Here is a 13,354-nt window from a genome sequence, read left to right as displayed (position 1 = left end):
ATATAAAAAACGGCGTCTGTATTTCTACAGACGCCGTTTTTTTATGGGCTGTGATGTGCGGGCAAGCCCGCAACAGCACTTAACCGAAGTAGGAAATCATCACCCCGGCAGCCACCGCCGAACCGATAACACCAGCCACGTTCGGGCCCATTGCGTGCATCAGCAGGAAGTTCTGCGGGTTAGATTCCAGACCCACTTTGTTGGATACGCGGGCCGCCATCGGCACTGCCGATACACCAGCGGAACCAATCAGCGGGTTGATCGGCTCTTTGCTCAGCTTGTTCATCAGCTTGGCCATCAGAACACCAGCCGCAGTACCCACACAGAAAGCCACCAGACCCAGTGCAATAATGGCCAGCGTGCTGCCATTCAGGAAAGCGTCTGCGCTCATTTTGTAACCCACCGACAGACCGAGGAAGATGGTCACGATGTTGATCAGGGCGTTCTGCGCGGTATCGCTCAGACGCTCAACCACACCGGATTCTTTCATCAGGTTACCGAAGCAGAACATACCCAGCAGCGGCGCTGCAGAAGGCAGCAACAGAGCAACCAGAACCAGAACCGCAATCGGGAAAACGATCTTCTCGGCTTTGGTTACGGTGCGCAGCTGGCTCATGGCAATCTTACGCTCGTTTTCAGTGGTCAGCGCACGCATGATCGGTGGCTGAATCAGCGGCACCAGAGCCATGTAAGAGTAAGCCGCTACCGCAATCGCACCCAGCAGTTCAGGCGCCAGCTTGGAGGCAATAAAGATGGACGTCGGACCGTCCGCACCACCGATAATGCCAATCGCCGCGGCCTGCTGCATGGTGAAGTCCATCAGGCCGATATCGGTCATCCACACGGCACCGAACAGCGTACCGAAAATACCAAACTGAGCGGCAGCGCCGAGCAGCAGGGTTTTCGGGTTGGCCAGCAGCGGGCCGAAGTCGGTCATCGCGCCCACACCCATAAAGATCAGCAGCGGAGCAATACCACTGGCAATAGTGACCTTATAAAAGGTGTACAGCATGCCGTGTTCGAAACCGGCCGCCGCACCCATGCTCAACGCTTTGTTGTATTCGGCCACACCCGCGTGGTGATAAGCCTCCAGCATCGCGCCAACATCGGCATTGGCCGCCAGGCCAAACAGCTCGCGGAATTGCGCCAGCAGCGCGGCATCACCACCACGGATAGCGGCTTCAGCTGCTGACCAGCCCATACCCGCACCCGGAATGTTGACCATCAGCGTACCAACGGCAATCGGCAGCAGCAGCAAAGGCTCAAAGCCTTTTTTGATCGCCAGGAATAACATAGCGAAGCCGACCAGCATCATAATGATCTGGCCCGGTTCGATATGGTAAAGACCTGTATCGTGCCACAGGTTAATCAGACTATGCATGACAGCTCCTTACCCGATTGTGTACAGAGTGTCGCCCACTTTGACAGCTGAACCTTCTTTGGCATTAACGCTGCCAATGGTGCCTGCCTTGGGTGCACGGATTTCGGTTTCCATTTTCATGGCTTCAAGAATGATCACCAGATCACCTTCTGCAACCTGATCACCAGGCTGAACCATCACTTTGAAAATGTTACCCGCCAGTGGCGAAGCCACCGGATCACCGCCACCAGCTGCAACCGGAGCAGCACCAGCGGCTGGTGCAGCACCACCCAGTGAAGTTGGTGCGCCGTTAACCGCCGCCAGCTGAGTGACATCACCGCCCTCATCGACTTTAACAACGTATTCGTTGCCATCGACGGTAATGGTGAAGGTATCTTCAGCGTCGCCTTTCGGAGCCGGTTCAAAGGCATCCGGGTTGCCACGGTTGGCCAGGAACTTAGGCGCAACCTGCGGGAACATGGCGAAGGTCAGGGCGTCGTCGATCTTGTCAGCAGCCAGCTTGAAGCCTTTTTCGGCGGCCAGCTTTTCAACGTCGGCAATCACTTTGTCCAGCTCGTTTTCGAGCAGGTCTGCCGGACGGCAGGTGATCACTTCAGCACCATCCAGAACTCGGGCCTGCAGTTCGGCGTTCATTGGCGCAGGGGCTGCACCGTATTCGCCTTTCAGGATGCCCTGGGTTTCTTTCGAGATAGACTTATAACGCTCGCCGCTCAGTACGTTCAGTACCGCCTGGGTACCCACGATCTGAGAGGTAGGAGTAACCAGTGGGATAAAGCCCAGATCTTCACGCACACGCGGGATCTCTTTCAGTACTTCATCGAACTTGTCAGAAGCACCCTGCTCGCGCAGCTGGTTTTCCATGTTGGTCAGCATGCCGCCAGGAACCTGAGCCACCAGAATGCGGCTGTCAGTGCCTTTCAGGGCGCCTTCAAACTTGGCGTACTTCTTACGTACGTTACGGAAGTAAGCAGCAATTTCTTCCAGCAGCAGCAGATCCAGACCGGTATCGCGCTCGGTGCCTGCCAGTGCAGCAACCACAGACTCAGTAGCGGTGTGGCCGTAAGTCATGGACATAGAAGAAATAGCGGTATCCACACGGTCAATACCGGCTTCTACGGCTTTCAGAATGGTCATATCCGACAGACCAGCGGTCGCGTGAGCGTGCAGCTGAACTTCAAGGTCGGTTTGTGCTTTTAAGCGGGAAACCAGTTCAAAAGCCGCATAAGGAGTCAGCACACCGGCCATATCTTTAATGGCGATAGAGTCTGCACCCATATCTTCGATCTGCTTGGCCAGGCTTACCCAGGCTTCCAGTGTGTGTACCGGACTGGTGGTGTAAGACAGAGTGGCCTGCGCGTGTTTGCCCTGTTTTTTAACCGCTTTCAACGCGGTTTCCAGGTTGCGCGGATCGTTCATGGCGTCGAACACTCGGAATACATCAACACCGTTGGTGGCTGCGCGTTCAACAAATTTTTCAACTACGTCATCGGCGTAGTGGCGGTAGCCCAGCAGATTCTGACCACGCAGCAGCATCTGATGCTTGGTGTTCGGCATGGCTTTTTTGAATTCGCGGATACGATCCCACGGATCTTCACCGAGGAAACGAATGCAGGAGTCGAACGTAGCGCCGCCCCAGGATTCGAGAGACCAGTAACCAACCTGATCAAGTTTTGCAGCGATTGGCAGCATGTCATCAATGCGCATGCGGGTAGCCAGAATGGACTGATGGGCGTCGCGCAGAACGACGTCGGTAATTCCTAAAGCTTTCTTAGAATCGGACATGGGTGATGGCCTTTTCTTCCTTTAACGTTGTAAACGTTTGGGTTGTTATTATACCGCTCGCTACTTTTGGCGCGCGCGATGCTCTTTTACCGCTGCTGACAGTACTTTCAGCAATTGCGGGTCCACTCCCTGAGGCTTAGCGGCACGCACGGGGGCGGCGACAACTTCCTGCTCAGGGGCGAGTTTATTTACCAGCTTGGACATGAATCCGGTCACGAACACCAGCATCGTCAGAAAGACGAATACCACGCCCATACCGAAAATCATCAGCTCCAAACCCTGTGATACGAGACTAGGCTCTGACATCAGGGGCTCCTTTGAATGATTGGTTCTGTGCTCCCCACCCCTCGGCCCGGTTGAAAAATAACCTTCCGGGCTGGGCGGCAAAACCGACGTAGATTACTGAAAAGGCCATACCAGCGCAACCTGATCACCGCCAATCCTGACCCGTGTCATGGCTTGATACCATGCCTGACGATGGCTTAACCGACGCCAGAAACCATGCGGCCCGGACTGACCATACGGTCAGGAAAACAACCTGTCCGACACTGCACTTTGCTGGAGCTGCCACATTGCCGCCGCTATAATGCCCGCCCGATCACCAAGACCCGCCACCATGTTCACAGGCCAGCTGCCTTTTAATAACCATCCGCACCGCCCTTATATTGCCCTCGCACCGATGGAAGGGCTGATGGACCACCACCTGCGCGACCTGTTAACCCGCGTCGGCGGCATCGACCACTGCGTGACCGAATTTATCCGCGTGACCCAGCAGGTCTACCCGGCCAAGGTGTTCCGCCGTTATTGCCCGGAATTGCTCAATGGTGGCAAAACCCCCGCAGGCACACCGGTGCATGTGCAGTTATTAGGCTCCGACCCGGAATTAATGGCCGCCAACGCACGCAAAGCCGCCATGCTCGGTGCCCCGGCCATCGATCTGAATTTTGGCTGCCCGGCCAAAACCGTGAATAAAAGCCAGGGCGGTGCCGTACTGCTGCAATACCCGGATTTACTCGCGCGCATTACCAGCGCCGTACGCGCGGCCGTGCCCTCGCATATTCCGGTCAGCGCGAAAATGCGCCTCGGTTTTGCCGATAAAGAACTGGCACTCGACAACGCCCGTGCCTTGGCCTCCGGTGGTATACAGTGGCTGACCGTTCACGCCCGCACCAAAACCGAAGGCTATAAACCACCGGCCTACTGGGACTGGATTGCACGGATAAAAGAAGTAACCGACATCCCGGTGATTGCCAACGGTGAGATCTGGACGCCACAGCAGGCGCGTCAGTGCATGGCCGAAAGCCATTCCGACCTGATTATGATTGGCCGTGGTTTAGTCGCCGTGCCCGATTTAGCGCTGCAGATTAAAGCTGACCACGGCTTGCTTGCGCACAGTGCCCACGGCTGGCAACAGCATCTGGAGATGATGCAGGCATTAATTCCCTGCCTCGCGCACCTGCCGGAAAAAGCCCAGACCGACCGTTTAAAACAGTGGCTGCATTATTTCTCGCTGCAATCGCTGGAAATCCGCGCCGTGTTTGAGAAGGTAAAACGCCAGCGCAGCCTGCAGGACTTTTTCAACAGCCTGGCCGAAACCAGCGCTGACGTTGCCGCTAATCCTCCAAACGCCTCCGACTACAAGGCTTACCAGCATCAGGGATTCTGATAGTCTGGTCAGCAGCTATTAAGGAGGATAACCATGACCACATCTTATAAAGGCTCTTGCCTTTGCGGCGCCGTGCAATTTACCGTAACCGGCGACTTTCAGAGCTTTTTCCTGTGCCACTGCCAGCACTGCCAGAAAGACACCGGCTCGGCCCATGCCGCCAACCTGTTTTCCACCAGTGCCACACTGAACTGGGATCGCGGCGCAGAACAGGTAAAGGTGTTTAACCTGCCCAACAGCCGCCATTGCAAAAGCTTCTGCCGCGAATGTGGCTCTGCCCTGCCCACCCAACAGATGGATGGCCAGTTACTGGTGGTGCCGGCCGGCAGTCTGGATAACAGCCTGAGCATGCGCCCCAATGCGCATTTATTTATGGCCAGTAAGGCCGACTGGGATCACGACTTAGAGAGTGTGGCCAAACTGGATGGTTTGCCGGGGTGATGGGCAACATTACCGGTACGACCTTTCAGGCGCGAACTGCTGACGCAAGTATTCAGACGTAACGCCGGATATAAAAACAAACGCCGGATTGCAGGAGCGGATTTTATCCGCGACCTGAATCAGCAAGTCCGTTTTTATTCCTCGCGCTGCAACTGCATGGTCGCGACATATAAACCGCTGCTGCGGTGTACGCCGTTATTAAAATCGGTATCGCTGACATCGCTGCTCAGCAGGCGGATAATGCCGTCGCCACCGTCACTGTCGGCACTGGTAAAGGCAACCCCCAGATCGGTGCCGGCGTCGTACAGTGCCAGATTAAATGTCGCCGATTCCAGCCACTCACCGCCCTCGCGCAGATTCACATCGCGCAGGCCGACAAACCAGTCCGGACTCGGTGCGATCATGCTGATGATCGACAACAGCGGAAATTGTTCGCTGGCGCGGAAGCGCAACACCGTTTCCCCCGGACTGCCCACACCACCACCGGCCAGCAGAATATTCTGCACATAGCCCTGGGTTTTACGCTCCTGTAACTCAGCCCGGAACAGCGAAGTACCACCGGTTTCAGCAACCTGCTCAATACCCGTTGTTGATGGCTGATCCAGCGGTCGCCAGATCACCGTTTGCTCATTATGAGTCGCGCCGACCAAAGGCGAAAAATGCGGATTGGATGGGAAACCCTGAGGAAAATCCTCTGCATTCCACAATGTGGTAAAGGTCAGCTTGTACTGCACCTCCCCCTGCCCCTGCGGGTCATTGGACGATGAGCCGGAGTCATTGCCGCCACAACCCGACAGAGCCAGCGTAGAGACAATCAGAGAACATGAGAGCGCGAAAAGACGGTTCATAGCATTATCCTTTTTTGAGATAACCCGGTAGTCGTATGACGGGGCGGTTTCTTACAGGGCAGAGGTGGATTAGTAGTGCCTGCTGCTTTGTTGGTTCTGGAAAGAATCGCGCTCTGAGTTGCAGCCGCTGCGCGGGCCGGATTTTTGGGCTGCCGCCGGAGCCCATGATCAGGCGATGACAAATATTGTCGCCACTTGCCACTTGCAAGCAGTTTTATCAATTATTGAACCAAATTCAGAAACTCAGTACTCTTGAGCTACAGCAGGGATGCCGCTATATCGTAAATAAACACAGTTCAAACGATCGCCCTCCCGCTAATAATCCCGGATATAACACCACGCCACTCCTGCCATGCGTTTATAAGGATGGGTGGCAATACAGGAAGAAAATGCCATGGCAGCAATTGAAGCTCGGGGTATGGATGATGGGGAAAGCGAATGCTCAGCTCCAAAGCTTTGGCGATCTTATTTTTCCAAAATCGTTGGTGCCTTTGTAAAAAATATTACGCGCTATCTTTTTGTGCTATAGGTGTCGCTCCCATAACCAATGAGGAAGTTAGTCATATGAAGAATTACATCAGGGTATATGGGGAGGATCTGATCCATTTCCCCTGCGAAACCCGGGACTTATCGGTGTGCAGGTTAAAATAATGAATACAAAAGAAGATTATAAGATCCAGATTCTGAAGAAAATATTAAATCATCTGGAAGACCCTGTTACCTTAACTAAAAACAGCAAAACCCAATCTGTTGCATTTTTAGCAATAGCACTAATTACTCTCAGTGTGCCATTGATGTTCTTTGGTTTTACAGAAAAGAAGGAATACCTAATGCTTCTACTTGTCTGGATTTCGGGAGTATCGACTGGAACATTAGTTATTCTGCGATCCGGAATGAGTCAGTGGGATACACTTAAGAATTATATCGACCAAGATAAAATGAGAGCCGACCTAGAAAGCATGAATAACAAATAACAACATACTCAATTTACATTCGCAGAAAACCGACCCAATTATCATGAGCGTAAAATACAGGAATGTTTACATCGATGAAAAAGAGAGAATTTATTGGTTTAATGACAATACTGGGCGGAATCCCTGGATTCGGAGCATTGATAACAATAGCAGTGGGTAATACAAGTTCCTCATACATCACATTTTTAGTTATGACTGAATTATTATTCAGAGGAGTGTGCGGAACGATCGGCGGCATACTACTATGGCAAGGCAAGAGAATAGGATACATCTTTAGCTTGACCTGCTGGTCATATATGGTAATAGTGACATCTTACACTATATTTTCCGGAGATTTATTTAAAAATTTAGAGTTCAGCTCTGACAATAAATTCTTCTGGTCAACACTGGGAAAAAGCGCTGGAAAAATATCCTGGGGAATCCCTTTTATTTTTATTTTAACCCGAGATCTAATAAGAACCAGAGAAAAAGAAAAACCCGGAGCGTTTAATCCTATCAGCTAACAAATACGTCAAAATTAAATTTTCTACTAAAAGGAATTTACTATGAAAAAAACATGCATCATAGCGGCCATTACATCTGTTTTTTTAGTTGGATGTTCAGCATCAGGGTCTGACCCATTTTATGAGAGCTGTCTTTCATTAGGCATGGAAGAACAAATGCAGGGAATGGACGAATCAGATAGGAAATCAGTAAGATTCGGAGTTGAAAAGGCTTGTGACATGTTGTCTGAAGAGTGCAAGGAAAACCCCGAGGGGGTAGTGTGTGTCGCTTCTAAGGAGAAATTTAATTCGCAATAAAAAGTGGAAACACAGAAAGCATGATCTTTCCCCGCATTTAAAAACGCTAAGTCCTTACTGTCAAAAACCAAAGCCGCTGCCAAACTGACAGCGGCTTTTGAATAAACGCCTTCTCTTCTCCCCTACAGAATCTCGACAGCCACTGCCGTGGCTTCGCCACCACCAATGCAAAGAGAAGCCACGCCTTTTGTCAGGCCACGCTGTTTCAGTGCATTGATCAGGGTAACCACGATACGCGAACCAGAAGAGCCAATCGGATGGCCTAGTGCGCAGGCACCGCCATTGACGTTGACTTTATTCTCATCCAGACCCAATTCCTGAATCGCCAGCAGGCTGACGACGGCGAAGGCTTCGTTAATCTCGAATAAATCCACCTCAGCGCTGCTCCAGCCAGCTTTTTCCAGTACCTTTTTTATTGCACCGATAGGCGCCAGGGTAAATTCCGCCGGTAATTGCGCATGGGTTGCATGGGCAACGATGCGTGCCAGTGGTTGCAGGTTTTTCTGTTGCGCGTAGGCGCTGCTGGTCAGTACCAGCGCCGAAGCACCATCGCTGATGGAGCTGGCGTTGGCAGCCGTTATGGTGCCGTCTTTTTTGAACGCCGGTTTCAGCGTCGGGATTTTTTCCGGGCGGGCGTTACCCGGCTGCTCATCAACGTCGATCAGGGTATCGCCGTTACGACCAGATACCAATACCGCAGCAATTTCCTGTTCAAAATAGCCGTTTTTAATCGCCGCCAACGATTGATTAAGTGAGCGGATGGCGAAGTTATCCATGGCTTCGCGGCTGATGCCATATTCATCGGCACTGCGCTGAGCAAACACGCCCATCAGGCCGCCTTCGTAGGCGTCTTCGAGGCCATCAAAAAACATGGAATCAATAACCTGGCCGTGCCCCATGCGCATACCAGCACGCGCTTTGGGTAATAAATACGGTGCCTGACTCATATTTTCCATACCACCGGCAATCATCACGTTATTAGTGCCCGCTTTGATCTGATCGTGGGCCAGAATAATTGCCTGCATACCGGAGCCGCACATTTTATTCACGGTCGAGCAGCCCGAGCTGTCGGGAATTCCCGCCGCACGTGACGCCTGACGCGCTGGTGCCTGCCCCAATCCGGCCGGTAACACACAGCCCATAATCACTTCGTTAATCTCATCCGGGCTCAGGCCCGCACGCTCTATCGCAGCGGAAATAGCCACCGCGCCTAATTGCGGTGACGGTACACTGCTTAATTCGCCCAGCATACCGCCCATTGGGGTACGGGCTGCCCCACAAATAACGACGTCATTATTGTGCATAGTTTGCTCCGGATGTTTCGCGGCTGACGATCCCTGGATAAATATTATTGTCGGATAGTCAGCCGCTTTCGTTTATATATCGGGTTTGTCTGAATTGCTGTCCTGCGCTGTCGCTTTATCAGCTGCTGTTTGGGCTGCTATTTGCCTAACAGGGTACGGGCAATGACTTCTTTCATAATTTCTGACGCGCCGCCGTAAATACGCTGCACACGGGCATCGGTAAAGGCGCGGGAAATCGGATACTCCGAGGTGTAGCCATAACCACCAAATAATTGCAGGCAACCATCGGCTACGCGGAACTGCATTTCGGTGGCGCTGTATTTCGCCATCGAGGCGGTGGCAGTATCCAGCTCACCGGCACTGTATTGGCCAATGCACTGGTCAATAAAAGCCTGATTAACGCGGTATTCGGTTTCCATTTCGGCGATGCGGAAACGGGTATTCTGCAGCTGGCTGAGTTTCTGGCCGAATAATTCACGCTCGGTGGTGTAGGCGACGGTTAAATCCAGTGCGCCACGGGCGGCGGCACAGGCCAGCGCACCAATCACCAGACGCTCGCGCGGCAATTCGCGCATCAGGTAAACAAAACCCATGCCTTCTTCACCCAGTAACGCCGATGCCGGCAGGCGGATATTGTCGAAAAATAATTCTGACGTATCGCCGCAATGCTGACCGATTTTTTCCATATTGCGGCCGTGGCTGAAGCCTGGCAGCGTTGTGTCGACCAGAAATAAACTGATGCCTTTGGCACCGGCAGACGGATCGGTTTTCGCCGCCACGATCACCAGTCCGGCGTGCTGGCCGTTGGTAATAAAGGTTTTTGAACCATTAAGAATATAATGCTCGCCGTCCTTTTTGGCCGACGCGCGCATGGCCTGTAAATCGCTGCCCGCGCCGGGTTCGGTCATGGCGATAGCACCTACGATTTCACCGCTGGCCATTTTCGGCAACCACTGCTGTTTTTGCTGCTCGCTGCCAATATGCTGCAGATACGGCGCCACAATATCGGAATGCACCATCACATTAGTCGCCAGTGCGCCAAAGCCCATACGCGCCAGCTCGGCACCGACCACGACGGAATAATCGAACGGCACACCGCAACCGCCAAATTCTTCCGGCATATCCACACACAACAGCCCGGCGATGCCTAACGTGCGCCAGATTTGTGCCGGTACAATGCCGTCTTTTTCCCACTGCTCATAATGCGGAGCAACTTCAACTTCGAGCAGGCGCGCTACGTTATCGCGGAACAGTGCGCGTTCCTGAGGTTCTTTAATAAAGCTCATGCTGTTCTCACTTCGGTGCCATGCGCAGAGCGCAATCCAGACGGATGACTTCGCCGTTCAGAATCGGATTTTTAACCATCTGATTCACCATCATGCCGAATTCTTCCGGACGACCAAGACGTTGTGGAAATGGCAGTGTCGCCGCCAGACTGTCCTGCACTTCCTGCGGCATACCGGCCATCATCGGCGTCATAAACAGGCCGGGGGCAATGGTATTGACGCGAATACCGCTGCGCGCTAATTCACGTGCCGATTGCAGTGTCATTGCCACCACGCCACCTTTGGACGCGCTGTAAGCCGCCTGACCAATCTGGCCTTCGTAGGCGGCCACCGACGCGGTGCAGATAATAATGCCGCGCTCGCCGTCGGTATTGGCTTCGCGCTCCATCATCTCGGCCGCGGCCAGACGCATAATATTAAAAGTCCCCACCAGATTGACCTGAATAACGCGGTTAAACGCATCCAGCGCCATTGGCCCTTCGCGGCCAACAATTTTTGCCGCCGGAGCAATACCGGCACAGTTGACGGCAATACCACACAGACCATGAGCTTCGCGTGCGGTTTTAAAAGCGGCCTCGGCACTCTCCGCCGACGACACATCACAGCGCACAAAAATACCGCCGACTTCTTTGGCCAGTGCTTCGCCCCGCTCTTCCTGCAAATCGAAAATCGCTACCCGGCAACCTTCGGCGGCCAGTGCGCGTACCGTGCCTTCGCCCAAGCCTGACGCGCCGCCGGTGACAATGGCGGCTACATTATTAAATTCCATGACATGCCTCTTGTTATTAGTTGTTATTAATTTTCCTGACTGGAATACCCGTTAACGGGTTATACGATGAATAAACAGCGGAGTTCAGTGTGACGCAGCTTGGCAGAGCAAACCATGACAAGATTGCGCAGGAAATTTGGCAAAAAAAAGCAGGAAAAGGTTGGCCCGGCGCCATAGTCGCTGCGCGGGCTGGCTTTTGCGATTAATTCAAAGCCAATGCCTGGCTCGGCTTAGTAGCCAGCCCGCGTAGCAGCTATAAGATACCAATCGATAACGAAGGCTACTCAACCGCCCCAGCATCCCTTAACGCCCGCTCTATCACAAACATCCTGTCCTGCCCCCACACCGCCAGCTCGCCATAACGCATACTGGGCACGCCCCATAACCCATAGCTGATCATTTCCTGACGGTTGGCTTCAGCCCAGTCCTGCCAGTGTGTACGCCAGTCATCACGTTGCAGAATGGCTTTGGCGTCAGGCCAGTTAAGGCCGGCGCGCTGCACGATAAAACGCATGCCGGAGTCGGTTTCGGCCAGTACACCTTCGCTGTTAACCGCGCGGGAAAAACTCAGTAAATAGTCGGCGGCTTTGCCCTGCTGCTGCGCCCAGGCGAACAGGCTGTAACAGCGCTCCACTCCGGCGCCGAGCGGGTCGGCGACATAGCCGTACGCAATTCCGCGCTTGCGTGCTTCGCGCTGGGTGTCGGCGAAGATGTACCATTTTTTCAGCGCCGGTACTTTCAGCCCGCGCATCAGCATGGGCAATACCGGTTTAATCATTAATGGCTTTCGGTAGTGCTGTGCCAGTTGCAGCATCTGTTCCAGCCCCAGATGGCTGTAGGGGCTGCGCGCGGAAAAATACAGCACCAGCGGTTTGTTTTCTGCAGGAGGAATATCAGCAACAGGATGGCAGCAGAAGTCACGCCAGGTACGGTCAAATTCCATCAATGTGCTATCGGCCTTTTGTAAGCCCAGATCACGCAGACGCTGCTGCAGATGATCGAGACGATCCAGCCCCCAGTACCATTCACCTTCGTAATACAGCGTCGCGCTGAGGTAATGCCCCAGTTGCTGCTGGCGCTGCTCATTGCGGCGCAGATGTTCGTTCAGATCGTGGTTGAGCAGCGGATAACTGTCCAGCACCCGCGTATCGTCGTACCAGTAAGCGCGGAATACCTTTTCTACCGCCTGCCAGTCGGGCTGACCGCGACGCTCCAGCAATAACAGCTGCGCACTGGCCTGTAAGCGGCGCATGGCGCGCTGCTGGCTTTGCTGTTGGCGGCGTTGTTGCAGGCGCTGTTGTTGCGAATCCGGCAATTCCTGTGATGGATAATCCAGCCCATACAGCCCGGCCAGATAACCGGCGTCCTTAAAGGCGTTGCTGTGCCACAACGCCGGCTCGGGGTACATATCGTCCTGCAGCTCCAGCACGGTAAAGCAGCGTGCGCTGACGCCATAATGCTGCTGAAAGGCGTTGAGCACCTGCACCAACAGATAGCTGTAAGGGTCGTCGATACGCAAAAAGACCTGTATTTCATGCGGGCGATTACCCAGCTGGCGCTGAAATTCACGCCAACGGCGGCGCATAGCCAGTAAACCGGGCTGACTGAGCAGGCGCGCGGCCTGTGCCTGCAGGCGGGCGCGAAGGAAAAGCGGCGCTATTCGTGTCATTGGGATTCTTATTGTTATTCGATGCTTTATACTAAACCTCCGTGTCAGACATGTCAGGCCTGTTTCCTGACTCCTTGTACGACTATCAGTGCGCTAAAGCGAGCCTATGAATAAACGCCCGAGCAAACGCGATTTACGCGATCAACTGAATCAGGAAGTCGATGACTTTCTGCGTCAGGGTGGCGAAGTAAAAGAGGTAGCCCGTGGCGAAACCGGGCTGCAGAATGGCCGCTATAACGATCACTCTCTGGCCTTTGATAAGCCAAAAGAAGAACGCACTCCGCTCACCGATGTATTAAAAACCATCGACCAGCGGCGCGAAGCCAGCCGTAAGCACAGCAAACCGGCCGCCGAGAAAAAACACCGCCGCCCGCGTAAAAAAGTCATTTACGATGATTTTGGCGAACCATTGCGTATTATCTGGGAAGAATAAA

At 53.4% G+C, this 13,354-nt stretch carries 14 protein-coding genes; 6 read left to right on the top strand and 8 right to left on the bottom strand.

The features are described from left to right. Positions 1 to 79 precede the first annotated feature (79 nt). The 3 genes from HUF19_RS04390 to HUF19_RS04380 are packed head-to-tail and all read right to left on the bottom strand — an operon-like array spanning position 80 to position 3,469. Entirely contained in the window at positions 80 to 1,381 is a 1,302-nt protein-coding gene (locus tag HUF19_RS04390; RefSeq protein ID WP_260998668.1) for a sodium ion-translocating decarboxylase subunit beta, read from the bottom strand. 9 nt (positions 1,382 to 1,390) lie between these two features. Continuing rightward, positions 1,391 to 3,163 carry a sodium-extruding oxaloacetate decarboxylase subunit alpha gene (oadA, locus tag HUF19_RS04385; RefSeq protein ID WP_260998667.1) on the bottom strand — a complete coding sequence of 591 codons (1,773 nt, stop codon included), beginning with the start codon at positions 3,161 to 3,163 and terminating at the stop codon, positions 1,391 to 1,393. 60 nt (positions 3,164 to 3,223) lie between these two features. Beyond that, positions 3,224 to 3,469 carry an OadG family protein gene (locus tag HUF19_RS04380; protein ID WP_145466031.1) on the bottom strand — a complete coding sequence of 82 codons (246 nt, stop codon included), beginning with the start codon at positions 3,467 to 3,469 and terminating at the stop codon, positions 3,224 to 3,226. Between the two features lie 310 nt (positions 3,470 to 3,779). Here HUF19_RS04380 and HUF19_RS04375 point away from each other — a divergent pair, with 310 nt between their 5' ends. Both HUF19_RS04375 and HUF19_RS04370 read left to right on the top strand, forming a co-directional pair. Then, positions 3,780 to 4,829, top strand: a complete 1,050-nt coding sequence (locus HUF19_RS04375) for a tRNA dihydrouridine synthase (protein WP_260998666.1) — start codon at positions 3,780 to 3,782, stop codon at positions 4,827 to 4,829. Between the two features lie 33 nt (positions 4,830 to 4,862). After that, complete coding sequence (locus HUF19_RS04370; RefSeq protein ID WP_260998665.1) at positions 4,863 to 5,270, top strand: GFA family protein; 408 nt, start codon at positions 4,863 to 4,865, stop codon at positions 5,268 to 5,270. Positions 5,271 to 5,404: 134 nt separating this feature from the next. Here HUF19_RS04370 and HUF19_RS04365 read toward each other — a convergent pair whose 3' ends face one another. After that, on the bottom strand, positions 5,405 to 6,118 hold the full coding sequence (locus tag HUF19_RS04365) for a spondin domain-containing protein (RefSeq protein WP_260998664.1): 714 nt from the start codon (positions 6,116 to 6,118) through the stop codon (positions 5,405 to 5,407). A gap of 650 nt (positions 6,119 to 6,768) precedes the next feature. Here HUF19_RS04365 and HUF19_RS04360 point away from each other — a divergent pair. From HUF19_RS04360 to HUF19_RS04350, 3 genes are all read left to right on the top strand, one after another. Further along, positions 6,769 to 7,092 (top strand): hypothetical protein, encoded by a 324-nt coding sequence (locus tag HUF19_RS04360; RefSeq protein ID WP_260998663.1) that lies wholly within the window; start codon positions 6,769 to 6,771, stop codon positions 7,090 to 7,092. A gap of 74 nt (positions 7,093 to 7,166) precedes the next feature. Next, positions 7,167 to 7,595, top strand: coding sequence for a hypothetical protein (locus tag HUF19_RS04355; protein ID WP_260998662.1), 429 nt, complete (start codon positions 7,167 to 7,169; stop codon positions 7,593 to 7,595). Positions 7,596 to 7,637: 42 nt separating this feature from the next. Beyond that, the gene (locus HUF19_RS04350; RefSeq protein ID WP_260998661.1) at positions 7,638 to 7,892 is read left to right on the top strand and encodes a hypothetical protein; all 255 of its coding nucleotides are present in this window, start codon (positions 7,638 to 7,640) and stop codon (positions 7,890 to 7,892) included. A gap of 122 nt (positions 7,893 to 8,014) precedes the next feature. Here the strand turns inward: HUF19_RS04350 and HUF19_RS04345 are convergent, their stop codons facing one another. The 4 genes from HUF19_RS04345 to HUF19_RS04330 form a co-directional block, all read right to left on the bottom strand. Then, the gene (locus HUF19_RS04345; protein ID WP_260998660.1) at positions 8,015 to 9,196 is read right to left on the bottom strand and encodes a thiolase family protein; all 1,182 of its coding nucleotides are present in this window, start codon (positions 9,194 to 9,196) and stop codon (positions 8,015 to 8,017) included. Between the two features lie 137 nt (positions 9,197 to 9,333). After that, the gene (locus HUF19_RS04340) at positions 9,334 to 10,482 is read right to left on the bottom strand and encodes an acyl-CoA dehydrogenase family protein (RefSeq protein ID WP_260998659.1); all 1,149 of its coding nucleotides are present in this window, start codon (positions 10,480 to 10,482) and stop codon (positions 9,334 to 9,336) included. 7 nt (positions 10,483 to 10,489) lie between these two features. Beyond that, on the bottom strand, positions 10,490 to 11,251 hold the full coding sequence (locus HUF19_RS04335; protein WP_260998658.1) for an SDR family NAD(P)-dependent oxidoreductase: 762 nt from the start codon (positions 11,249 to 11,251) through the stop codon (positions 10,490 to 10,492). A gap of 280 nt (positions 11,252 to 11,531) precedes the next feature. Further along, entirely contained in the window at positions 11,532 to 12,920 is a 1,389-nt protein-coding gene (locus HUF19_RS04330; RefSeq protein WP_260998657.1) for a DsbA family protein, read from the bottom strand. A 106-nt stretch (positions 12,921 to 13,026) separates the two neighbouring features. On the opposite strand from HUF19_RS04330, the gene HUF19_RS04325 reads away from it, so the two are divergent. Beyond that, on the top strand, positions 13,027 to 13,353 hold the full coding sequence (locus HUF19_RS04325) for a hypothetical protein (RefSeq protein ID WP_145469641.1): 327 nt from the start codon (positions 13,027 to 13,029) through the stop codon (positions 13,351 to 13,353). The last annotated feature ends 1 nt before the right edge of the window (position 13,354 follow it).

The organism is Thalassolituus hydrocarboniclasticus (assembly GCF_025345565.1).
Lineage (GTDB): Bacteria > Pseudomonadota > Gammaproteobacteria > Pseudomonadales > Oceanobacteraceae > Venatoribacter > Venatoribacter hydrocarboniclasticus.
This window is presented reverse-complemented; position numbering and strand designations above follow the sequence as displayed.